This is a genomic window from Mycobacterium sp. IDUB_19, from assembly GCF_055419445.1.
The window spans coordinates 1-949 of the sequence record NZ_JBVAXR010000177.1 but is presented as its reverse complement, the minus strand read 5'-3'; the positions used below and the strand labels follow the sequence as shown (position 1 = coordinate 949).

At 62.9% G+C, this 949-nt stretch carries 1 protein-coding gene and 1 pseudogene; one reads left to right on the top strand and one right to left on the bottom strand.

The features are described 5' to 3' along the window. The coding region (locus ACZY0B_RS27755) for a hypothetical protein (RefSeq protein WP_463767423.1) at nucleotides 1-546 on the top strand (546 nt) is incomplete at its 5' end. A 10-nt stretch (nucleotides 547-556) separates the two neighbouring features. On the opposite strand, the pseudogene ACZY0B_RS27750 reads toward ACZY0B_RS27755, so the two are convergent. After that, nucleotides 557-949: pseudogene (locus ACZY0B_RS27750) on the bottom strand (N-acetylglutaminylglutamine synthetase); the annotation flags it as partial.

Genomic DNA, 949 nt, shown 5'->3' with positions numbered 1-949 from the left:
TGCGTCTGGGGCGGCTGGTCCGATTCAGAAGCGTCCGAGATACTGTGCGTCCTTGAAATCAACGCCGAAAACCAGATCGCGGCACGCGTTCTGTTCGACGCCGGCGACATCGACGCCGCATTCGCGGAACTCGATGCCCGCTACCTCGCCGGAGAGGCAGCCCCTCACGCGCACATATGGACGGCCATTACGAAGGTCCAAGCCGCTTACAACCGACACGAAGTACCCCCGACGACGGCGGACTGTGTGAACATCGACCACCGTCCGGGAATAGCGTTCGCGCCTGGTGACGCGACCGCATACATAGGTGCTACTTATGACGTCGCCCCGAACGTCAAGGGGCACCTCGAAGCTGTGCACCGGCTGGGCAACCTTGGGGTGGTCGTCACAGAAGCAGTTGCTGGGACCTCACACGAGGGCTTCGCTTTCGAATGGCGCGAGGTCGCCCTTTTCGCATTTGAAGGCGACATGGTCTCCCGGTTCGAAATCTTCGACGAGGCGGATCTCGACGCCGCCCTCGCACGGTTCGACGAACTCGAAAGTTAGTGCAGCGCTGTCAATCCTGGTGAGGTCGTGGCTCCTCAGGAGTCCAGGCCGGCGGCTGGCCGGGCTGGCCCGGAAAGAGGAAGTCGATGAATGCAGAGGCTGTGGGTTGCGGTTCGTGGTTGGCCAGCCCCGGCCGTTCGTTGGCTTCGATGAATGCGTAGTCGTCGCCGGTGATGTCGGGCACGAGCAAATCGATGCCCGTCACCGGAATGCCGATCGCATCCGCCGCCGCGACCGCTACCCGACAGAGATCCTGATGGACCTGGGCGGTGACGTCGTGAATCGTGGCGCCCTGATGCAGATTGGCGGTGCGGCGAACGCGGAGCCGAATTCCTTCGGGCAGCACATCATCCAGCTTCCAACCCGCATCACGGACTGTCGCCTCGGTGAGGTCGTCGAGCGG